The following is a 20490-nucleotide window of genomic DNA, read 5'->3' as shown; positions in this document are numbered from 1 at the left end:
AGACGGAGCCGGCGGACGGAGAGGGCGGTGCCGTGCAGGCGGTCGATCTGAGCAGCCACCCCGGGCATCTGGCCCGGCGTCTTCAGCAGGCACACCACCTGCTGTGGAACGCGATGGTCTCCCAGGAGATCACCTCCCCCCAGTTCGCCGTCCTCAACGCCCTCACCGCCGAACCGGGTCTCGACCAGCGGACGGTGGGGGAGCGCGTCGGCCTCGACCGGTCCACCGTCGCCGAGGTGATCACCCGGCTGCTGCGCCGGGAGCTGCTGGACAAGGAGCGCGACCCGGCCGACGGGAGGCGCTTCCTGCTCCGTCTCACGGACGAGGGTTCCCGCACCCACCGGCGGCTCGCCCTGCGCACGGTCGGGATGAACCGGGTCTTCCTGGGGCCGCTCTCCCCGGACGAGCAGCAGGCGCTCCTCGGCCTGATGCACAGGGTCGCGGACGCGGCCGAGGCCTTCCGTCTGCCGGAGGACGCCGGGTCGCCCGCCGGCCCGTGACGGCGGCCTCAGGGCGTGAGGAGGCCGAACCGCGCACCCTGGGCGTCACGGAGCGTCGCGACCCATGGCCCGCCCGGGACGCGGGTCGGTGGTGAGAGGGGCTCGCCGCCCGCGGTCAGGGCCCTGGCCGCGGTGGTCTCGGTGTCGGGCACCGTGAAGTAGGGCAGCCAGTGCGGCGGTACATCGGCCTGTTCGTCGTCGTCCTGCTCCTTCATGCCGCCGAAGTCGGCCCCGCCCACGCCCCAGTGGGTGAAGTGTGCCGAGACGTCGACCGTCCAGCCGAAGACGGCCGGGTAGAAGGCGAGGGCTGCTTGCGGGTCCGGGGTGCGGAGCTCGGTCCACCCCAGGGTCCCCGGCTCGTTGAAGCGCCCGGCGCCCGGGAAGGCCCGGGCCTGCCAGAGGGAGAACACCGCGCCGGACGGGTCCGTGGCCACCGCGAATCTGCCGTGGTCGAAGACGTCCGTCGGCCCCATCAGCACCGTGCCGCCCGCCGAACGCACGGCGTCGGCCGAGACGTCCGCGTCGTCGGTGGCGAACGAGACGGTCCAGGACGGGTGCTGCTCCGGTCGGTGGAGAGGGGTGAAGGCCGCTACGGCGTCCTCGCCGACGCGCGCCGTCGTGTACCCGCCGGCCTCGGGCCGCGGATCGGTCTCGGACCGCCAGCCGAAGAGTCCCGCGTAGAACGCCTGGGCGGTTCGCACGTCCGGGGTGCTCAGCTCGACCCAGCAGGGCCCGCCGGCAACCGGTTTCGTGAGCTCCATCTGATTCCTCCCGAGGCGTACCACCGGTCGCGTTCCCGCGCTGTTGTCCAGCACGCTAGGGCCGGACCGTGGTGGCTGCTACCGGGGCGGTCCGGTCCACGGGAGAATCTTTTACATGTGTAACACCTGTTAAAGTAAATGAGTGAGTGATACAGCCATACGACCCCGGAAGCCATCCGTCCACAGACTGCCGGTCACCGATGTCCTGCGGCTCAAGAGCCCCGCGGAGATCTGGTACAAGCCCGCGCTGAGCGTGGTGGTCGCCTCGGTCGTCCCGAATCTGCTGCTGTACTCCTCCGGCCGCCTCGACCTCATCATGTACACGATGGCGGGCTCGCTCTGTGCGCTCTACGGCCACAACCTGCCGTACGCCCGCAGGGCCCACACCGTCCTCCGCGTGGTCCTGGGGATGGCCGCGGGCCTCGCCGTCGCTCTGGCCACCGCCTCGGTCACCGACTCGACCGCCGTGCTGATCGCGGTCGGCGCGCTGCTCGCGGCCGTGCAGAAGACCTTCTGCGACGCGACCCGCATCGGCCCGCCCGGCAACGTGATCTTCGCCTTCGTCACCTCGGCCGCCCTCTTCGCCCCGCAGGAGCTCCGGCAGGTACCGGGGCACATGGCCCTGATGCTGGCCGCGGGCACCTTCTCCTGGCTGGTCACCACCGGCCCGGCCCTGTGGCACAGGGAAGGGCCCGAACGCCTCGCCACCGCCCGCGCGCTCGACGCCGCAGCGGTGTACGCGGCGGATCCCGACCCCCGGTCCCGGCACGCCGCGGCCGCGGCGGTCCAGGCGGCCTGGCAGGCACTGCTGGCCGCCGGACGCCCCACCCCCGTACGCCGGGAACTCGAGCGGCTGGTGGTCCACGCCGAGCGGGCCCTCGCCGCCACCTCGGGGGACGGTCAGGTTCCCCGCGCCGATCCTGCCGAACTGCACCGCTGGGCGACGGCTACGCGCGCCCGCGGCCCGGTGCCCGGCCCGGCGCCCGCACCGGGCACCGTCGAAGAGGTCTTCGGGATCGACGCCGAACGGGCCGGACGGCGTATGCGGCGGGGCAGGCGCGAGGCCCGGCGCAGGCTGCTGCGCGCACTCGGCCCCGGCTCCCCGGTGCTCCCGGTCGCCTTCCGCACCCTCGTCGGGTGCGCCCTGGCCGGCTATGTGTCCTCGGCCCTCGGTGTCGGCCATCCGTACTGGGCCGTCGTCACCGCGGCCTCGGTCTACCAGCCCAACCTCGCTCTCTCCTGGAGCAGGGCCCTGCAGCGCACCGTCGGCAACCTTCTCGGTGTGCTGGTCTTCGCGGCCGTGATCCCGCTCGCCCGGGTCGGTCCTCTCGTCCTCGTCCTGTGCGTCCTGTTCTTCAACTTCGCCGCCGAGGCCCTGATCACGCGCAACTACTGGCTCGGTTCCGTCGCCGTCACCCCGATGGCCCTGCTGATCCTGGAATTCGGCGGTCTCCAGCCGGCGGGCGAGCTCATCGCCGACCGCGCCCTGGACACCCTCGTGGGTGTCGCGGTCGGATTCCTCGCCGCGATCGCCGTCACCAACCGCAGGGCGTCCGGCCGTGTGGAGCGGGCCCTCGCTTCGGCGGGGGAGGCCCGGGACCACGCCGAACGGGCGGTCGCCGACCCGGAGGCCGGCGCCCTGGCACTCGAAACGGCCCGCAGGAGGCTGACCGCGGCCCTCGTCGAGCTGCGCGACGCCAGTGACGTCGCATCGGGTGAATGGTGGCAGCGCGCCCTGCCCGAGGAAGAGCTGCTGACGGCCGAACAGGCGGGACACCGTACGCTCGCGGCGACAGCACAACGGCAGGGGCTGATCACCCTGCCCCCGGCGAACGGAGCGGTGTGACCGACGACATCGTGGCCTCGGTGGTACGGCAGTGGCAGGCCGTCAACCCGGGGCTCGACACCGGACCGATGGAACTCATCGGCCGCATCAACCGCTGCGCGGCCCTTCTCCAGCAGGCCGAGGACGCCCCTCTGCGGGCCGCCGGGCTGAACCGCGCCGAATTCGATCTGCTCGGCGCGATGCGGCGCACCGACCGCGAGCTCACCCCCGGGGAGCTGGCCCGGGAGACGTTCTCGTCCGGAGCGGCCGTGACGAAGAGGCTGCGCGCCCTGCAGGAGTCCGGCCTGATCGGCCGCCGCAGCGATGCCAGGGACCGCAGGGTCGCCCACGTCGGGCTGACGGAGGCGGGGCGTGACCTGGTGGACCGTCTGCTGCCCGAACAGCTCGCCTACGAGCGGTCGGTGCTCTCCGGGCTCGACGAGGAGACGCGCAGCGGGCTCAGCGGACAGCTCGGTGAGCTGCTGGTGCAACTGGAGGGCCGCCTCGGCGGCGGCCGTCGCTGAGGACGCGCCCCTCCGGCGGACGGAGGGCCCGCCGGACCCTTTTCCGGCGGCTGGGCGGTCCGCTCGGCCGGGGCGGCCTCACTGACGGTGAGGGACGCGGGAGGCGGGGATCGGGCGCGCCCTCGGGGGACCGGCGACCGGTGACGCCGCGCTGCGGCACCGTGGGTTGGGTGCCGAAACATTCGTACACTTGTCCGTCGCTCAGGAAACTGCGCCTTTCGATCCGATTCGATCGCATGTGCCCCTGTCCCTCTCTGAGGTGCGTAGGCGTGTGAACGTGTAGACGATTTCCGTTCGTACGTATGCAGGATTCTCTGTCTGTCCTGGAGATCGAGGGTCTTCGGGTGCGCCTCCCTGAGAGCACCGTCCCGCACAGCGGGACATGAGCGTCCACTTTCTCCCGATTCCCTCGTTGCGTCACTCCCTGCACACGCTCGGCGGCGGTGAGTGCGAAAACTGGCGAGTGTATTACCGCCGTCGCGCTCGCGCAGGGGGTTGGGTGAATATGCCGAAGCTCTGTTCTGATCTGGCTAGGCTCACGCGCAGTGAAGTCGAGTTGCTACGAATTCGAGCACTTGCCCACAACTGTCCGCGCAAGTGCGTATACCTCCCGAATCAACCGCCAGAGGGTTTAGATGGTCCGTGTTGAATCACCGCCGACCAACAGAGACATCCCCGCAGTCCGCGCCGCGCTCCTGCCCGTAGTGCTGATGGCCGGCGCCACAGCCGCAGGCGCGGTGCCGGTCACCGGCGCCACGCGGGCCGCAGTCGTCTGGTGCGGTGCGATCGCCACAGTGGTGGTCGCCGCGCTCGCCGTCGTACTGAACCGCCGACGACGGGCGATGCGCGTCCAACGCGCCCAGTACGAACAGCGCATCGCCGTCCTGGAACACCGGATCGCCGTGTACGACCAGGAGACCGAACGGCTCAGCAAGGAACTCCTGCCCGCCGCGATCCGCCGGCTGCGCGCCAGCAACTCGCCGCAGGAAGTGATGCGCGACATCGTCGACGCGGACGAGTCGTACCGCAACCTCCCCAAGGCGCAACGTGCCCTGGTCCTCCAGGTCCTCGACATCATCGACAACGAGGAAGCGATGCGTGACTCCGCGCAGCGCGCCTTCGTCAGCGTCGCCCGCCGCGTCCAGGCCATCGTCCACCGACAGGCCAGTGAACTGCGGGAGATGGAGGACCACCACGGCCGCAACCCCGACGTCTTCGACGACCTGCTCCGCATCGACCACGGCACCGCGCTGATCGGGCGGCTGGCCGACTCCATCGCCGTACTCGGCGGCGCCCGCCCCAGCCGCCAGTGGCCCAAGGCCGTACCGCTCTTCAGTGTGCTGCGCGGTGCGATGTCCCGGATCCTCGAGTACCAGCGTGTCGATCTGCACTCGATCGCCAAGGTCGCCATCGTCGGCACCGCGGTCGAACCGCTCATCCACGCCTGCGCGGAACTGCTCGACAACGCGACGCGGTACTCGCCACCCCAGACCCGGGTGCACGTCACCGCGGTCGAGGTGCAGACCGGTATCGCCATCGAGATCGAGGACGGCGGCGTCAGCCTCAGCGAAGAGGCCCGTGCGAGGGCCGAGAACATGCTCGCCCAGGCCCAGGCCGGCATCAACATGAACGACCTCGGGGAGTCCCCGCGCCTCGGCATGGCCGTGGTCGGCCGGCTCGCGCGCATGTACCAACTCCAGGTCTCCCTGCGGCAGTCCGCGTACGGAGGGGTCCGGGCCGTCCTCATCGTGCCGCGCGACATGATCACCACCGGACCCGCTCCCGGCATCGCGCACGGCATCGGCGCCACCTCGCGGCCCCAGAGTTCGCTCGACATGTCGCAGATGCAGCACGTCGTCCCCCCGCGCGGCAAGCACAAGGCGCGCCCGGCCGCGACCGGGCCCGTCCCGTCGCTCGCGTCCCCCGCCCCCGCCCCGTCCCCGGCCCCCCTGGCCTCCGCGGCACGGTCCGCACCGGCGGCGGCAGCCATGGGTGACGACGAGATCGTCGTGACCGAGTGGACCGAGGGCGGGCTCCCGCAGCGCCGCAGCCGGGGGCGCGCACCCCTCGGCTCGCACAACCTCCCGCAGCAGTCCGCGTCGGCCGCGGAGTCCGTCGCGCGCAACGGGCACAACGGACACGGCGGTGGCGGTACGGCGCCGCCCGGTCTCTGGCTGGAGGCATTCACCCAGGCCGTCAACGGTGTGCCGGACGAGCCCAGGAACGACCCAGACTCTGACGACGCGTGGGACAAGGGAGACCAGAAGTGATCCAGCAGCGGGGAAACATGGACTGGATGCTCAAGGAGCTGGCCGACGACGTACCGAGCATCCACCAGATCGTGGTGCTCTCCGCCGACGGCCTTCGCATCGCCCGGCACGGCGGCGACCCCGACGTCGCCGACCGCCTCGCCGCGGCATGCGCCGGTCTGCAGAGCCTGGCCGCGGCCGTCGCCACGGAAATCCCCTACAGCGACGGTCTGATGAAGCTCGTCGTCATCGAGGTGACCGGAGGGTTCTTCTACCTCATGGCCGCTGGCACCGGGGCCTACCTCGCGGTCCTGGCCGGCGAGACGGTGGACGCCGGGCTGGTGGGCGCCCGGATGCGCGACATGGTCGTCCGTATCGGGGCGCATCTGACGAGCCCTCCGCGCCACGACGGGCAGTCCGGATGAGTCCTCCCCGACGAGAACGCCGAAAGGCCGACCCGGCGGTGAGCGACCCGGAACGGCTGTATGTGATCACCGGTGCTCCCGACGGTGAAAGAGCGGAGCTCGACCTCGTGACCATGGTGGTGGCACAGGCGGAGCCGTCGCCGACGGTCCAGCCCGAGCAGGCCGCGATCCTGCGGCTCTGCAAGGCGCCGTTGTCCGTCGCCGAGATCTCGGCCTATCTGAGTCTCCCCTTCAGCGTGGTCACCTCGCTCCTGACAGAACTCCTGGCGACCGAACTGATCGAGTCGCGCGCGCCCATCGTCCGCGCCGCGCTCCCGGACCGGTCCCTCCTCGAAGCGGTGATGCATGGACTTCAGAAGCTCTGACACGATCGCGGGCCCTCGCAGCGAGGACGTCCTTCCCAGTACGGCCACAGCCGCGGTGAAGGTCGTCGTCGTGGGCGGGTTCGGGGTCGGCAAGACGACCATGGTCGGCTCGGTGAGCGAGATCCGGCCCCTGACGACCGAAGAGACCATGACCCAGGCCGGTGTCGGCGTGGACGACAACGTGGGGGTGGAGACCAAGACCGCCACCACGGTGGCCATGGACTTCGGCCGGATCAGCCTCAGCGAGGAACTGATCCTCTACCTGTTCGGCACCCCCGGCCAGGAACGCTTCTGGTTCCTATGGAACGGACTCTTCGAAGGAGCGCTCGGAGCCGTCGTCCTGATCGACACCCGGCGGCTCCAGGTCAGTTTCGACGTCATCGGCAGGCTGGAGGAGCGCGGCGTGCCGTTCGTCGTGGCCGTCAACACCTTCCCCGGTGCACCGCGCCACCCCGTGGAGGCCCTGCGCAACGCCCTGGACCTGCCGGACGAAGTTCCGATGATCGACTGCGACGCCCGGCTGCGCGCCTCCAGCCGCGATGTGCTGATGACCCTGATGCGCTACCTGCACAGCCTTGCCGTGCCGCTCGCCTGACAGCGGTACGCACCTCTGCCTCTGAACGGGCCCTGTCCCCACCGGCCCGGTCCCGGAACGTCTTATTCCTGGAGCCACAGTGACAACCCCCTTCCACCATGAGCCCGGATCGGCCACAGGCCCGGTGCCGCCCCCGCAGTGCCCCGCGCACGGCATGGGCATCGGCCCCGGCGGGCTGCGCCGGCTGTACGGCCCCGAGGCCGAGGCGGACCCCGCGGGCCTCTACGAGAAGCTGCGTGCCGAACACGGCACGGTGGCACCTGTCCTGATGCACGGGGACGTCCCGGCCTGGCTGGTGCTCGGACACAGCGAGAACCTCCACATGACCCGCACCCCCTCACAGTTCTCCCGCGACTCACGCCGGTGGCGTGCGCTGCAGGAGGGCAGTGTGGCCCCGGACCACCCGCTCGCCCCCGTCTTCACCTGGCAGCCGGTGTGTTCGTTCGCGGAAGGCGCCACCCACGAACGGCTGCGCGGCGCGGTCACCGACAGCATGGCGCGCATCGACACCCGTGGCGTGCGCCGCCACATCAACCGCTACAGCAATCGTCTCGTCAACGACTTCTGCCAGGAAGGCCGGGCCGAACTGGTCAGCCAGTTCGCCGAGCGGCTGCCGATGATGGTGATGTGCGCGATCATCGGCATGCCGGAGGAGTACAACGACCGTCTGGTGCAGGCGGCCCGTGACATGACGCGAGGCTCGGAGACCGCGGTCGCGAGCAACGCCTACGTGATCGGTGCCCTGGACCGGCTGGTCCAGCGCCGCAGGGAGGCGCCGGCCGAGGATTTCGCCACCTGGCTGGTCGAACACCCCGCGGCACTCACCGACAAGGAGGTCAGCGAGCACCTCCGGGTGGTTCTCATCGTCGCCTACGAGACGACCACCAACCTGATCGCCAACGTGCTGCGCATGGTGCTCACGGACCCGAGGTTCCGGGCCAGGCTCAGCGGCGGGCACATGACCGTGCCCGAGGCGGTGGAGCAGACCCTGTGGGACGAGCCGCCGTTCACCTCCGTCCTGGGACGCTGGGCGGTGGGCGACACCGAGCTGGGCGGGCAGCAGATCAAGGCCGGCGACGCCCTCATCGTCGGCATCGCGCCGGCCAACACGGATCCCGTCGTACGGCCCGACCTCACCGCCAGCATGGAGGGCAACCGCGCCCACATGGCCTTCAGCAGCGGCCCTCACGAGTGCCCCGGCCAGGACATCGGACGCGCCATCGCCGACGTCGGCGTCGACGCCCTGCTGATGCGTCTCCCCGATCTGGAACTCAGCGTCGGGGAGCACGAGTTGCGATGGACCGGGAACTTCGTGTCACGGCACCTCGTGGACCTGCCGGCGCACTTCGCCCCCAGTCCGGAACAGGAGATCGACGCGGAACCCCTGCCGGCGGTGTCCCGGTCCCGGTCGCAGGCCGACTGGGAGGTGTCGTCGCCCGCCACCCCCCGGCGCGGTACCGCGCTCCCGGCGGCCCGGGTCCCGGCCGGAGAGCAGCACACGGCACCCGGAGCGGGAGCCGTCATCCCGGCGCAGCGGAGCGGGCCGGGGAAGATCTGGCAGGCCGTCGTCCGGTGGTGGAGCGGCCACTGACACCTGCGCCGTGCGGCATGCCGGGTGTCCCGGGCCGTAGGGTCCGGGGCGCCCGGCTTCCCGCCCCGTACCATCGAGCAGCGTGAAGCTGACAATTCTTGGCGGCGGCGGATTCCGGGTGCCTCTCGTGTACGGGGCGCTGCTCGGCGATCACGCCGAAGGCCGCGTCTCGCGGGTGACCCTGTACGACACGGACGCGGACCGGCTCACCGCCGTCGCACGGGTCCTCGCCGAACAGGCGGCCGGCATCGACGACGCCCCCGTCGTCGTGGCCACCGGCGATCTCGACGAGGCCCTGCGGGGCGCGGACTTCGTCTTCTCCGCGATCCGGGTCGGCGGCCTGGAAGGCCGCGCCGCCGACGAACGTGTCGCGCTCGACGAAGGCGTCCTGGGCCAGGAGACGGTCGGGGCCGGCGGCATCGCCTACGGGCTGCGCACCGTCCCCGTCGCGACGGACCTCGCCCGCCGCATCGCCCGGCTCGCGCCTGACGCGTGGGTCATCAACTTCACCAATCCGGCGGGTCTGGTCACCGAGGCGATGGCCCGGTACCTCGGTGACCGGGTCATCGGAATCTGCGACTCGCCGGTGGGACTGGGCCGGCGGATCGCCCGCGTCCTGGGCGCGGACCCGGACCGGGCACGGATCGACTACGTCGGACTCAACCATCTGGGGTGGGTCCGTGGCCTGTGGGTCGAAGGCCGCGACGAACTCCCGCGCCTGCTGGCGGACCCGGCACTGCTCGGCTCCTTCGAGGAGGGCAGGCTCTTCGGATCCGAGTGGCTGCGCTCGCTGGGCGCGATCCCCAACGAGTACCTGCACTACTACTACTTCAACCGGGAAGCGGTCCGCGCCTACCAGGACGCCGAACAGACCCGCGGCGCCTTCCTCCGTGAACAGCAGGAGGGCTTCTACGCCCGGATGAAGGACCCCGCCGCCCCGCCACTGGCCACCTGGGACCGTACGCGCGCCGAACGTGAGGCGACGTACATGGCGGAGAACCGTGACGTGGCCGGCGCCGGAGAGCGTGAGGAGAGCGATCTGGAGTCCGGGGGGTACGAACAGGTGGCGCTCGCCCTGATGCGCGCCGTCGCCCGCAACGAACGCACCTCGCTGATCCTCGATGTGCGTAACCGGGGCACCCTCCCGGAGCTCGACGCGGACGCCGTCGTCGAGGTGCCGTGCCTGGTCGACGCCAACGGCGCTCATCCCGTCGCCGCCGACCCGCTCCCCTACCACGCGGTCGGGCTGGTCACTGCGGTCAAAGCCGTGGAGAGGGCGGTGCTCGAGGCGGCGGAGAGCGGATCACGGGCTGCGGCTGTCCGTGCGTTCGCCCTGCACCCGCTGGTCGACTCGGTGTCCGTCGCGCGTCGGCTGGTGGAGGGATACACCAGGGTCCACCCGGGGCTCGCGTACCTCGGCCGGTCGTGAGCGGGGCCGGCCGCTCCCGGCGGCCGGGAGTCCGCTGCTGACCAGGATGTGCGGCCGAGCCTCCAGCCGGGCGGCGGCCTCGGCCGTGTCGAGCGTGCCCGATGTGGCCGGGAACGCCCGCAGCAGTGCCGCGGCGTGCGCCGGTCCGGTCCGTGACGGGGCCGTGGCGGCTACGTCGGTACTTGCGCGGGCCGGAGCGGAAGGACGGCGCAGTCCGCTGTTCGCCACCGCGGCGAGGGCGCGGGGGCGGAGTGTCCGCTGCCGGCCGGCAGACAGCACGAAGGTGTTCTCGTCCGACAACGCACCCGGGGAGCCGCACCCGCGGCGGCGGGTCAGGGAGCGGGTACGGCCCTCGGCCGGCCGGACGGGTCCCAGGAGGGCACGACCCCCGTGACCTGGCACACCATGAGGAAGAGCGGGATGGGCGGTGTGTAGGGCGTACGGCTGTCCGGCGCGTGGATCAGCCGTGGGCGCCCGGCGGGGACGTAGGCCCCGGTGGCGTACGAGGCCTGCTCCGGCCAGTCGAGATCGAGATCCGAACCCGACGGGACGATCCACCACCACTGGTCGGCGTCGGCGAACACGCAGCCGGCGCGCGGCAGATGCGACATCAGCCGGAAGCCGTAACGCGCCGGCACGCCCACCGCGTCGCAGCCGAGACTCGCGGACAGGGCGGGCGGCAGCGGAAGCCGGATCCTGCCAGGGGCGGCGCCGTCCTCCTCCTCGGGACGGGCGCGACGCCCGCCGAGCAGCTGGGACAGGGCGTTCCTCAGCATGTCCGCTCCGGGCCGTAGGGGAGTTCGGCCCACACGATGCGTCCCGAGTGGTTCCCCGCGGCGTGGGAGCCCCAGGCGGCGCTCATGGAGTCGACGAGCAGCAGTCCGCGCCCGTGTTCCCCCTCGACGGTGAGGGACAGCCGCGGACCGCCGGGCTGGTGCCCCTGGTCCTGGACGGACACGCGCAGCCGGCCGTCGTCGCAGCGGAGCTCGCAGACGACGCGGGCGCTCGCGGTGTGCACCACCGCGTTGGTGACCAGCTCGGAGACGATCAGCACCGCCGCGTCGTAGGCGTCCCCGGTCAGCTGCCAGTCCGCCAGCCGGGCGCGTGTGAGGCGCCGGGCACCGGCCACCGACTCGGGGTGCGCCGGCAGCGCGAAGCAGTAACGGAGCGCTTCCGTCCCGGGGCAGAGGTCCATGAGCCGGGGGATGAGCGCACTGCCAGGTGCCACGACCGATTCCTCACAGTGGGGGCTGTGTCACGCCTCGCGACGCCCCGGAAGGGCGGACGCGATCACGCGAACTTGGTTCGGTCACCAACTCTCCCCCTGACAAGAACACTTGGCAAGAGGCACTCTGAAAAATTCAGAGTGACTGTGTCCCTGGAGCCGTGCGCATGGCACACTGCTGGCACACAGCGCATCGGGAGGTCTGAAGTGAGCGAACCGCGGTCCGCCCCGACCGTGGGCCAGGTCGTTCTCGGCAAGCGTCTGCAGGACCTGCGGGAGCGCGTCGGCCTGAGCCGCGATCAGGCGGCGAAGGTGCTCCGTGTCGCCCCGGGGACCATACGCAGGATGGAGACGGCCGAGGTCGGCCTGAAGATCCCGTACGTCCAGCTCCTCCTCAAGGCCTACGGGATCTCCGACGACGAGACGGACGCCTTCGTCGAACTCGCCGAAGAGGCCAACAAACCCGGCTGGTGGCAGCGCTTCCACGACGTGCTCCCCGACTGGTTCAGCATGTACGTCAGCCTGGAGGGCGCCGCGAGCCTCCTGCGCACCTACGAGCCGCACTTCGTCCCGGGGCTGCTGCAGACCGAGGACTACGCGCGGTCCGTCCTGCGCACCGGTGCGGTCGGCCAGACCCGGCCCGCGGACATCGAGCGCCACGTGGCGCTGCGGATGGAACGGCAGTCGCTGCTGACCAAGGCCGAGGCGCCGAAACTGTGGGTGGTGATGGACGAGACCGTCCTGCGCCGCCCCGTCGGCAGTCCCGACGCCATGCGTGCCCAGGTCGACCGCCTGCTCGAGGCGACCGACCTGCCCAACGTGACCCTCCAGATCGCCGAGTTCGCGACCGGCCATCACCCGGGCACGTACGGCCCGTTCGTCCTCTTCCGCTTCGCGGTCCCCGAACTCCCCGACATGGTCTACAGCGAGTACCTGACCGGCGCCGTCTACTTCGACGCGCGCCCCGAGGTGGCTTCCTATCTCGAGGTCATGGACCGCATGGCGGCTCAGGCCGCGACTGCACAACGCACGAAGGAAATCCTCAGGGACTTCCGCAAGGAGCTGTGATGAACCACATATACAACGGCATGCCGGCCGCCGACCTCGGCACCGAAGGCTGGTACAAGCCGTGGAGCGGTGGTAACGGGGGCAACTGCGTCGAGGCCATGAAGCTGGCGGACGGCAGGGTGGCGGTCCGCCAGTCCGAGGACCCCGACGGCCCCGCGCTCATCTACTCCAACGGAGAGATCGCCGCCTTCATCCAGGGCGCCAAGGCCGGGAAGGCCGATTTCCTCCTCACCTGACACACAGCCACACGCAGTCGCACCACACGCTGTTCGCCGAAGCCACCGACCAACGGAGTGCGTCATGACCGGGCAGGATCCCCGAGCGGCTGAGATCGACACCAGCAAACCGCATCCGGCGCGGATGTACGACTGGTTCCTCGGCGGCAAGGACAACTACCCGGTCGACGAACAGATGGCCCGGCAGCTGCTCGCCCTGGACGCCCGGGGCCGGGACATGGCCCGCGTCAACCGGGCGTTCATGCACCGGGCCACCCGCTGGCTCGCCGAGAACGGCGTCCGCCAGTTCCTCGACATCGGCTCGGGCATACCCACCGAACCGAATCTCCACCAGATCGCCCAGCGGGCCGCCCCGGACGCACGCGTCGTCTACTGCGACAACGACCCCATCGTGCTCGCACACGCGGCGGCGCTGCTGTGCTCCACCCCCGAGGGCGCGACCGAGTACATCCAGGCCGACGCCCTCCGGCCCGACGCCATCCTGGAGGCGGCCGGCAAGATCCTGGACTTCGACCGGCCGATCGCCCTCTCCCTCCTCGCCCTGCTCCACTTCGTCGACGACGAGGACGGTGCGGCCGAGCTCGTGGACCGGCTCGTCGAGCGGCTTCCCTCGGGCAGCTACCTCGTGCTCTCGCACACCACGGGTGACTTCGACCCCGAGGGCGCGGCCAAGGCCCGTGCCATGTACAAGGCGCGGGGGATGACGCTGAGGCCCCGGTCCCGCGCCGAACTCACCGCGTTCTTCCACGGCCTCGAACTGGTGGAGCCGGGCGTCTCGCTCTCCGCGGACTGGCGTCCTGAGCTCGGCGAGGCCATCGAGGTCCCCGGCCACGAGCCGATCCCCGGTTACGCGGGTGTGGCCCGCAAGCGCTGACCACCCCGCCCTCACTGCCGGCTGACCGACCGGGTGATGCCCGCGGCGATCGTGGTCGCGAGCAGCCACCCCGTCACGATCAGCAGGTACGAGAGCCACTGGTACCAGCCCTGGGGGCTGAACGCCTTCTCCTGCCCGAAGTCGATGATCGGCAGCAGCAGGTCCAGGGTGTAGAAGAGCGGGTTGAACGACGGTGCCTCGTCGGCCTTCAACGCGCGCGGATGGTGCGTCGCGTACGTCACGGAGCCGGCCAGCAGCAGCGAGAACAACCAGGCCGCCGCCCGTACGGGCCGGAAACCGTAACGTCAACCCCGGCCGCCCGCGGGCGCGTTCAGGTACCCGGCCGTCGCGACAGCCCGCACCGGCGGGCTCGGCGCGTCCACCGGCCCCCGCGACCGGCTACGCCGCGGCACCGGCCTCACCCCGGCGCGTACCGCCGACGGCGCTCCCCGGTTCGCCGGGCGGTCCGGACCGCAGGCCACAATGGACGTATGTCACGACGTACCTCACGCCCGCGCAGGCCGGACACCGTCACGGTGCGCTCCCCGCGGACCGACCCGGCCTCGCCGTGCCCGTGCGGGCTCCCGGCCACCTACGAGGAATGCTGCGGCCGATTCCACGCCGGCTCCGCCGCCCCGACGTGCGAGGCGCTGATGCGCTCGCGGTACACCGCCTTCGTCGTGCGGGACGCCGCCTACCTGCTGCGCACCTGGCATCCCGGGACCCGGCCGCCGTCGGTCGACTTCGACCCGGCGATGCGCTGGACGGGCCTGGAGATCCTGGACACGACGGAGGGCAGTGCCTTCCACACCACCGGCACGGTCACCTTCCGCGCGCACTACACGGACGACGGCCGCCCCGACGCACTCCATGAGAAGAGCCGGTTCGTGCGCCACGACGGGGCATGGGTCTACGCGTCTGCGGTCTTCATCGACTGAAACCCGTCGTACGGCCGCGCCCGTCCCTCGTGGCCGGCGGGGATCCGAACCCGGGCGCGCGGCCTCAGACCGCGGCCGGCGCCCGCTCGGACGGGGCCAGCTGCTGCGCCAGGTCCTCCGCGAGCAGCCGTTTGGCGATCACGTCGACCGCGGCCCGCAGCTGCCGGTCGTCGGGCCGGGCGCCGTCCTCGGCCAGCCGTTCGTTGAGCCAGCGGCCCCAGGCCGCCGAGATCGTGGCCGCCTCACGGCTGCCCGCCGCCGTGTGGGTGAAGAGGTGACCGTTCCCCGTGAGGTAGCCCTCCTCGATCATCCGGTCGAAGACGGGCACCAGCACCTCGGGCGGGATCCGGTGCCGGGAAGCGATCAGCCTGAGTCCCGCGTGGCCGACCATCCGGGTGAAGAAGTCGACCTGCATCACGGCCCAGGCGCCCGCCGTGTCGAGCCGGGTGTCGGACTCCGCGACGATGCGCCGGGCCGTGTCGGGCCCGGCCCGGCGCAGGATCCTGGCCACCGAGGCTTCGAGCACCTTCGTCGCGTCCCCGGTGCTCGGCTGGGCGAAGCCCTCGCCCATGTCGGTCGAGCCGGCCCGGGCGCTGTCGCGAAGCTTGACCTGCTTCAGGAAGAGCGAGACGACGAACCCCAGCAGGGCCACCGGCACCGTCCAGAGGAAGACCGTGTGCAGGGTGTCCGCGTAGGCCTGGGCCAGGGGCGCGGTCTGTCCGGCGGGCAGGGCGTGCACGGCCTGCGGACTCTCCGCGGCCCGCGCCAGCGACGCCGGATCGCCGCCCGCCAGCGCCGCCTGCTCGACGCCCTGCGCCAGGTTCGGCCGTAGCGCGTTGGCGTAGATCGTGCCGAACACCGCCGTGCCGAACGAGCTGCCGAGCGTACGGAAGAACGTCACGCCGGACGTGGCGGTGCCCAGGTCCGAGTAGTCGACCGTGTTCTGCACGGCGATCGTCAGCACCTGCATCGAGAGGCCGATGCCGATGCCCAGCACCAGCATGTACAGCGACTCCAGCCATACCCCGCTGCCCGGGCCCATGCGGGACAGCAAATAGAGCCCCGCCGCCATCACGAGCGAACCGATGACGGGGAAGAACCGGTAGTGGCCGGTCTTGCTCACCACGTTGCCGCTGAAGATCGAGGCGGCCAGCAGGCCCAGCACCAGGGGCAGGGTCCGCACCCCGGACAGGGTGGCCGAGTCCCCGTCCACGTACTGCAGATAGGTCGGCAGATAGATCATCGCGCCGAGCATGGCGAAACCCACGATGAAGCTCAGGATCGAGCAGCCCGCGAACACCGGGTTGCGGAACAGCCGCATCGGCAGCATCGGTTCCTTCGCCCGCGTCTCCACGAGGCAGAAGAGCGCCAGGGCGACGAGGCCTCCGACGAAGAGAGCGATGATGACCGGCGAGCCCCAGGCGTACTCGTTGCCACCCCAGCTCGTGCCGAGGATCAGCGCGCTGGCGCCGAGCGCGACCAGCGCGATGCCCAGGTAGTCGATGACCGGGCGCCCGGCCGCGCGTACGGACGGGATGTTGCGGGCGGCGGCGATGACCACGACGATCGCGATCGGCACATTGACGTAGAACGCCCAGCGCCACGTCAGATGGTCCGTGAACAGGCCGCCCAGCAACGGTCCGACGACCGTGGCGACGCCGAAGACGGCGCCGATCGCCCCCTGGTACTTGCCCCGGTCGCGCAGCGGGATGACGTCCGCGATCAGCGCCATCGAGGTGACCATGAGCCCGCCCGCACCGATGCCCTGAAGACCGCGCCAGATGATCAGCAGCAGCATGTTCGACGCGAGGCCGCACAGGAACGAGCCGGTGATGAAGATGACGGCGGAGATCTGGAAGATCAGCTTCCGGCCGAAGAGGTCGCCGAACTTGCCGACCAGCACCGTCGCCACGGTCTCCGCCAGCAGATAGGCCGTCACGACCCAGGACATGTGCTCCGCGCCGCCGAGGTCCGAGACGATCGTGGGGAGCGCCGTCCCCACGATCGTCTGGTCCAGCGCGGCGAGCAGGATCCCCAGCACGATCGTGGCGAACACGATGTTGCGGCGCCGGGGGTCGAGGACGGGTGGCGCTGCGGCACTCTGCGCGGCGGGGACGGTCTCGCTGGCAGTGGTCACCCTCGCACCCTCACACCCGTCCCTGCCCCACGCATGCGGGGGCAGGCCGGACGGGTCAGGCCAGCAGTTCCCGTACGGAGTCCTTCATCCGGTCCACGAACGCCTCGCGGAGCTCTTCCGGAATCCGGTCGAGCGACAGATACGGATTGAGGTCCTCCAGCTCCACCAGCAGCAGGTCGCCCTCAGGAGTCCGGCAGGCGTCCACCCGCTGGATGCCGTGCGTGAGGGTGTTCCACTCGACGAAGCGGTGCGCGAAGTCCAGGTCCGCAGAGGCCGGTGCGTACGGTTCGAGCACCCAGCGCCTCTCCGGACGGGGTGCGTGCAGGGCGTACTGGAAGTCGTGGTCGACGAAGTAGAAGGACACCTCGTAGCGGAAGTCGATCCGGGGCTGTACGAGCAGGGTGCCGTCGGCGCCCTCGGGAAGCTCCGGCTCCTCGGTGAACCGCAGCCCCACGGAGTCCGCCCCGAGCTTGGGCTTGACCACGTACCCGGCCGACCGGGGGAGCAGCCCGAGATCCGCCGCGCGGTCCACGGTCGGGATCACGGGGAAGCCGGCCCGGCTCAGATCGACCAGGTACTTCTTGCCGGCCATGTCCGCACGCCCGTCGAGCGTGTTGTAGACGCGGACCCCCGATTCCCGCGCGCGGGTGCGGAACGCGTCGTACGCCTCCTGATAGTGCAGTACCGGACCGCTGTTGCGGACGACGACCGCGTCGAACCCGTCCAGCAGCGACGCGGCGTCCCGGGGGTGACAGAGTGCGACGTCGAAGGTCTCGCGGAGCCTGGACGTCAGGAAGATGTCCTCGTCGCAGTAACGCCTTCCGCGCGCCTCATAGGCGAGATCGGTGACGAACAGGACGGACGGACGTGGTGCGCCGGACGAGGCGATCAAGAAGACTCCCAGGGGGTTCGGTATCGGGCCGGCTGTCGACGACGTGCTGGTGCTGCCCGTCCACCGCCGTGAGGCACCCTGATCTCTGCCCCGCAGGAGTCACACGTGTCACACGTGTCCCAGGCGTCGTCACCGCCCGACATTCTCTCTCCCGCCGTCGCCGCCGGTCCCTACGGGGCCTGCCGGGCGATGCGCGAGAGCGCCCCGCTGATCCACCACGCCGGCGCCACGGCGTTCTCCGCGGCCACCGCCACCTCGCGTTCGCGCTGGGCCGGCCCTTCTGCGTGGGTGCGCTGCCGGCCAGGCCGAGGCCGGGGCCGGGGTGAACCGGCTGCGCGACGCGATCTCAGCCGATCCGCGCGCACAGGTCGTCGGCCAGGACCCGCTGCACCACCTCGTCCACCACCGGCTCGGTGTGGACCGGGACGTCGCAGCGGGCGCCGGCCGGCAGGTCGTAGGGCGGAGCCGGGGACGGCTCCCAGCCGTCGGGCCCGGACGAGGCCGACACGGGGGCCGTCCCCAGGGCCATGGTCACGAGAACGGCCGCGGCCAGGCTCGCGCGTCGCATGGGGCCTCCGTCCGGGGAGGCGCGTCCGGCACGGCGGACCCGCCTCCCCGGACGGCCCGCCGCATCGCACGATCGTGCCCTGTACGGCCGTCAATGTCAGCGGATGTGACGCCCCGAAATGGCCCTGGCGATGACCAGTCGCTGGATCTCGCTCGTGCCCTCGAAAATCGTGTAGATCTTGGCGTCGCGGTACATCCGCTCCACCGGGTGCTCCCTGCTGTACCCGGCGCCGCCGAGAATCTGGACCGCCTTCTCCGTCGCGGAGACGGCGAGTTCGCCCGCGCGGAGCTTGGACATGGAACCCTGGCCGGCGTCGAAGGTCCGGTCGTTGCGGGCCATCCACGCGGCCTGCCAGATCAGCAGGCGTACGGCCTCGATCTCCGTACGGATGTCCGCGAGGGCGAAGGCGATCGACTGGTTCTCGATGACGGGCCGGCCGAAGGCCTCGCGCTCTCCGGCGTACTCCAGCGCGTACTCGTACGCGGCCCGGGCGATGCCCAGCGCCTGTGCGCCCACGGTGGGGCGGCTGACCTCAAAGGTCGCCATCGCCGCCTGGCCCTTGGCGTTGCCGCCCTCACGGGCGCGGGCGAGCCGGGAATCCAGCTTCTCCTTTCCGCCGAGCAGACAGTGCCCCGGGACGCGTACGTCGTCGAGGAAGACGTCCGCCGTGTGCGAGGCGCGCAGGCCGAGCTTCTTGACGGTGCGGCCCGCCTCCAGGCCCCTCGTGCCGGGCGGCACGATGAACGCGGCCTGTCCCCGGGCGCCGAGCGAGGGGTCGACCGAGGCGACCACCACATGGATCTCGGCGATCCCGCCGTTCGTGATCCACGCCTTCTGGCCGGAGAGCACCCACTCGTCCTTGGCCTCGTCGTAACGGGCCCTGGTGGCCATCGCGGAGACGTCGGAACCGGCCTGTGGCTCGGAGACGCAGAAGGCCGCCACCTTGGGGTCGTCCTCGTCGCCGTAGCACTGCGGCACCCACTCGGCGAGCTGGTCGGGCGTGCCGGAGGCGAAGATGCCGGCGACCGCGAGCGAGGTGCCGAAGAGAGCCATGCCGATACCCGCATCGCCCCAGAAGAGCTCCTCGTTGGCGATCTGGAGGGAGAGCCCGCTCGGGTCCCCGTACATGTCGGCGAGCGACTCGAACCCGTACAGACCGATCCTGGCGGCCTCCTGGATGACCGGCCACGGGGTCTCCTCGCGGGCGTCCCATTCGGCCGCCGCGGGGCGCACCACCTGGGCGGCGAAACCGTGCACCCAGTCGCGCAGGTCCTGCTGTTCCGGTGTCAGGGCGAGGGAGAAGTAGCTCATGGGCTCAGGCCTTCGGGATGTCGAAGTAGCGGGTCAGGCCCGAGGCCAGGCCGACGTCACCGGCGACCTTCAGCTTGCGCATCATGAACATCGTCACGGGATTGCCGTTGCCGGAGACCAGTTTGAGGAAATCGGCGTCACCCATCACCAGGGTCGTGCGGGGCTCGGCTCCGGAGCGGCCGGCGCTCACCGTGCAGGCGCCGTCGGCTATGGAGGTCTCGTAGACCTCCTCGCTCTCGCCGGTGATCTTCCAGCGGATCAGGGCCTTCAGCTGCCCGGCCGCCTCCGGACGGAACTGCTGCTTCATCCGGCCGAAGACCTCGCTCAGCACCCGGGCACGCAGGTCACCGTGCATGACCTCGCCGAGCTCCCTGGCGGACAGGCCCTTGACGATCCGCGCGAACTCCTCCGGGGAGACGGCGGCGAAGTCGAGCCCGGACAGTTCGTCGGAGAGGTTGCCGCTGCTGTTGTCGGACACGCCAAATCCTTACTCCAGAGTAAACTTACTTCTGAGTAAGGTAAGGCGGCCGCAGCCGCTTCGCAAGGAGCGTCAGAAGGCGCTGTCCGGATGCACCGCGAGATGCGGGTGATGGGCGGACAGCACCTTGTTGGCCCAGGCGAGCTCGGACAACGCCTGCTCGCGGTCCGCCTGGTCCTCGATGCCGAGCCTCGGTCCCCGGAACCTGCGCACCTCGCGGGCGGCGCAGTCGGCGTCGAACTCCGCCTGCAGGATGTGCGGCGGAGTGCAGGAGCCGATGAGCGCGGCGACCCGGTCGGGGATCGGCACGGGGACGAGGAGGTGCGAGGCGGTCATGGGGGGTTCCCTCTCGGATGGTTGGCCAGGAGGTGGTGCTCCGCGACGGCCGGTGGGCCGCCGCTCCTCCCTATGTAACGGGACGCAGTTCCGGGTTTCTCGTTGAGAACGTCTCCGTGTCGCAACCGTTTGGGACTGACCGTCTATTTCGCGTTACCTGGCG

General features: G+C 71.0%; 22 protein-coding genes and 1 pseudogene. 13 read left to right on the top strand and 10 right to left on the bottom strand.

Annotated features, from left to right (window positions below):
* Positions 1 to 32 precede the first annotated feature (32 nt).
* A complete protein-coding gene (locus tag OO67_RS22090; protein WP_033302794.1) occupies positions 33 to 500 on the top strand; it encodes a MarR family winged helix-turn-helix transcriptional regulator in 468 nt (155 codons plus the stop codon).
* An 8-nt stretch (positions 501 to 508) separates the two neighbouring features.
* Here the strand turns inward: OO67_RS22090 and OO67_RS22085 are convergent, their stop codons facing one another.
* Positions 509 to 1261: a VOC family protein gene (locus OO67_RS22085; RefSeq protein WP_033302793.1), complete on the bottom strand. Its 753-nt coding sequence runs from the start codon at positions 1259 to 1261 to the stop codon at positions 509 to 511.
* A gap of 142 nt (positions 1262 to 1403) precedes the next feature.
* Between OO67_RS22085 and OO67_RS22080 the strand changes: the two genes are divergently transcribed.
* The 8 genes from OO67_RS22080 to OO67_RS22045 all read left to right on the top strand — a co-directional run bounded on the left by OO67_RS22080 (position 1404) and on the right by OO67_RS22045 (position 10264).
* Positions 1404 to 3107, top strand: coding sequence for an FUSC family protein (locus tag OO67_RS22080; protein WP_208861060.1), 1704 nt, complete (start codon positions 1404 to 1406; stop codon positions 3105 to 3107).
* The gene (locus OO67_RS22075) at positions 3104 to 3610 is read left to right on the top strand and encodes a MarR family winged helix-turn-helix transcriptional regulator (RefSeq protein WP_033302791.1); all 507 of its coding nucleotides are present in this window, start codon (positions 3104 to 3106) and stop codon (positions 3608 to 3610) included. The genes OO67_RS22080 and OO67_RS22075 overlap by 4 nt, the downstream gene beginning before the upstream one ends.
* 635 nt (positions 3611 to 4245) lie before the next feature.
* Positions 4246 to 5880, top strand: a complete 1635-nt coding sequence (locus OO67_RS22070; RefSeq protein ID WP_033302789.1) for a sensor histidine kinase — start codon at positions 4246 to 4248, stop codon at positions 5878 to 5880.
* Entirely contained in the window at positions 5877 to 6284 is a 408-nt protein-coding gene (locus tag OO67_RS22065) for a roadblock/LC7 domain-containing protein (protein WP_033302788.1), read from the top strand. Before OO67_RS22070 ends, OO67_RS22065 begins: the two co-directional genes overlap by 4 nt.
* Positions 6281 to 6649, top strand: coding sequence for a DUF742 domain-containing protein (locus OO67_RS22060; RefSeq protein WP_033302786.1), 369 nt, complete (start codon positions 6281 to 6283; stop codon positions 6647 to 6649). Before OO67_RS22065 ends, OO67_RS22060 begins: the two co-directional genes overlap by 4 nt.
* On the top strand, positions 6630 to 7244 hold the full coding sequence (locus OO67_RS22055) for a GTP-binding protein (protein WP_033302784.1): 615 nt from the start codon (positions 6630 to 6632) through the stop codon (positions 7242 to 7244). Before OO67_RS22060 ends, OO67_RS22055 begins: the two co-directional genes overlap by 20 nt.
* 79 nt (positions 7245 to 7323) lie before the next feature.
* A complete protein-coding gene (locus OO67_RS22050; RefSeq protein WP_033302783.1) occupies positions 7324 to 8835 on the top strand; it encodes a cytochrome P450 in 1512 nt (503 codons plus the stop codon).
* Between the two features lie 82 nt (positions 8836 to 8917).
* A complete protein-coding gene (locus tag OO67_RS22045; RefSeq protein ID WP_033302781.1) occupies positions 8918 to 10264 on the top strand; it encodes a 6-phospho-beta-glucosidase in 1347 nt (448 codons plus the stop codon).
* Positions 10265 to 10596: 332 nt separating this feature from the next.
* Here OO67_RS22045 and OO67_RS22040 read toward each other — a convergent pair whose 3' ends face one another.
* Together OO67_RS22040 and OO67_RS22035 are read right to left on the bottom strand one after the other, a co-directional pair.
* A complete protein-coding gene (locus OO67_RS22040) occupies positions 10597 to 11040 on the bottom strand; it encodes a hypothetical protein (protein ID WP_033302780.1) in 444 nt (147 codons plus the stop codon).
* Positions 11034 to 11492 (bottom strand): ATP-binding protein, encoded by a 459-nt coding sequence (locus OO67_RS22035; RefSeq protein WP_033302779.1) that lies wholly within the window; start codon positions 11490 to 11492, stop codon positions 11034 to 11036. The genes OO67_RS22040 and OO67_RS22035 overlap by 7 nt, the downstream gene beginning before the upstream one ends.
* A 204-nt stretch (positions 11493 to 11696) precedes the next feature.
* Between OO67_RS22035 and OO67_RS22030 the strand changes: the two genes are divergently transcribed.
* The 3 genes from OO67_RS22030 to OO67_RS22020 all read left to right on the top strand — a co-directional run bounded on the left by OO67_RS22030 (position 11697) and on the right by OO67_RS22020 (position 13667).
* Positions 11697 to 12557: a helix-turn-helix domain-containing protein gene (locus OO67_RS22030; RefSeq protein ID WP_033302778.1), complete on the top strand. Its 861-nt coding sequence runs from the start codon at positions 11697 to 11699 to the stop codon at positions 12555 to 12557.
* Complete coding sequence (locus tag OO67_RS22025) at positions 12557 to 12793, top strand: DUF397 domain-containing protein (RefSeq protein WP_033302777.1); 237 nt, start codon at positions 12557 to 12559, stop codon at positions 12791 to 12793. The genes OO67_RS22030 and OO67_RS22025 overlap by 1 nt, the downstream gene beginning before the upstream one ends.
* Before the next feature lie 64 nt (positions 12794 to 12857).
* Positions 12858 to 13667, top strand: coding sequence for an SAM-dependent methyltransferase (locus OO67_RS22020; RefSeq protein WP_033302776.1), 810 nt, complete (start codon positions 12858 to 12860; stop codon positions 13665 to 13667).
* Positions 13668 to 13678: 11 nt separating this feature from the next.
* On the opposite strand, the pseudogene OO67_RS22015 reads toward OO67_RS22020, so the two are convergent.
* Positions 13679 to 13969: pseudogene (locus OO67_RS22015) on the bottom strand (membrane-associated oxidoreductase); the annotation flags it as partial.
* Between the two features lie 189 nt (positions 13970 to 14158).
* On the opposite strand from OO67_RS22015, the gene OO67_RS22010 reads away from it, so the two are divergent.
* Positions 14159 to 14605 carry a YchJ family protein gene (locus OO67_RS22010; RefSeq protein WP_033302773.1) on the top strand — a complete coding sequence of 149 codons (447 nt, stop codon included), beginning with the start codon at positions 14159 to 14161 and terminating at the stop codon, positions 14603 to 14605.
* A 64-nt stretch (positions 14606 to 14669) separates the two neighbouring features.
* Here OO67_RS22010 and OO67_RS22005 read toward each other — a convergent pair whose 3' ends face one another.
* The 6 genes from OO67_RS22005 to OO67_RS21980 form a co-directional block, all read right to left on the bottom strand.
* A complete protein-coding gene (locus tag OO67_RS22005) occupies positions 14670 to 16742 on the bottom strand; it encodes an MDR family MFS transporter (protein WP_033302772.1) in 2073 nt (690 codons plus the stop codon).
* Positions 16743 to 16797: 55 nt separating this feature from the next.
* Complete coding sequence (locus OO67_RS22000; RefSeq protein WP_033302771.1) at positions 16798 to 17634, bottom strand: ATP-grasp domain-containing protein; 837 nt, start codon at positions 17632 to 17634, stop codon at positions 16798 to 16800.
* A gap of 346 nt (positions 17635 to 17980) precedes the next feature.
* Positions 17981 to 18202, bottom strand: coding sequence for a hypothetical protein (locus OO67_RS39075; protein ID WP_051709654.1), 222 nt, complete (start codon positions 18200 to 18202; stop codon positions 17981 to 17983).
* Positions 18203 to 18298: 96 nt separating this feature from the next.
* Positions 18299 to 19513 carry an acyl-CoA dehydrogenase family protein gene (locus OO67_RS21990; protein ID WP_033302770.1) on the bottom strand — a complete coding sequence of 405 codons (1215 nt, stop codon included), beginning with the start codon at positions 19511 to 19513 and terminating at the stop codon, positions 18299 to 18301.
* A 4-nt stretch (positions 19514 to 19517) separates the two neighbouring features.
* Complete coding sequence (locus OO67_RS21985; RefSeq protein ID WP_033302769.1) at positions 19518 to 19991, bottom strand: SCP2 sterol-binding domain-containing protein; 474 nt, start codon at positions 19989 to 19991, stop codon at positions 19518 to 19520.
* A gap of 72 nt (positions 19992 to 20063) precedes the next feature.
* A complete protein-coding gene (locus OO67_RS21980; protein WP_033302768.1) occupies positions 20064 to 20327 on the bottom strand; it encodes a hypothetical protein in 264 nt (87 codons plus the stop codon).
* Positions 20328 to 20490 lie beyond the last annotated feature (163 nt).

It is taken from the genome of Streptomyces atroolivaceus, from assembly GCF_000717025.1.
Lineage (GTDB): Bacteria > Actinomycetota > Actinomycetes > Streptomycetales > Streptomycetaceae > Streptomyces > Streptomyces atroolivaceus.
Note: the sequence above shows the minus strand (reverse complement) of the source record. Positions and strands in the feature narration are given on the sequence as shown.